The organism is Vibrio sp. 1978, assembly GCF_033344345.1.
This window is the reverse complement of record NZ_JAWPOP010000569.1, coordinates 1-652: the sequence shown is the minus strand read 5'-3', so window position 1 is coordinate 652 and position 652 is coordinate 1. Positions and strand designations below refer to the sequence as shown.

The 652-nt window shown below is 36.5% G+C and carries 1 pseudogene; it reads left to right on the top strand.

The features are described 5' to 3' along the window. Nucleotides 1-538: 538 nt before the first annotated feature. A pseudogene (locus R8N49_RS27875) lies at nucleotides 539-652 on the top strand (TraB/GumN family protein); the annotation flags it as partial.

The window sequence follows — 652 nt, the reverse complement described above, 5'->3', positions numbered from 1 at the left end:
TGGTTCAAAACGACAATTACGCAATTTAAAAGCACCCAAATCTGTGGTGCTCAACAATGTCATTCAACATACAAGCAGTTATTTCTAAGCGTAAAATAAATAAAAGTAAGAAGTGATCCAGCTCAAACTCCACTCACCAAGAAAAAATATAAACACATTTATTTCATGCACTTACAACCAACGTCAAAATCGAACAACTTATTTTGACGAGTTTGTTGCGATCTAAATCACCGATTCCGATTGATTTGGTATGACTTTGTAGGATTCGGATCACATCTGATTATTTTGTGAACCATTAATACCAAACTCACCAATTTAGCTTTCGTGAAGTCAATCTCATTTTTAGCGTGTCAAAACTCGTCAATATTGTTTGAAATGACGTTTTTGTCGATTGGTTGGTCTATCCAATCGTTGCAAAAAATAGTTTTAAAGTGAGCTCTGGTGTCTAAGCTTTATTTGGGTATAAAGTAATATCCCCTGTGAGTTGTAGATGCTGAAATCTGAGTCTCACCATAAGATTCAGCCGAGGATAAAAACTATGTTTCGCCTAATGACACTGATGTCATCTCTTATTGTTATCTTTACCTCCTTTTCGTCCTACGCTGAGCCTCAACACTGGCGAGCTAAAAAAGGCGACACGGAATACATGATT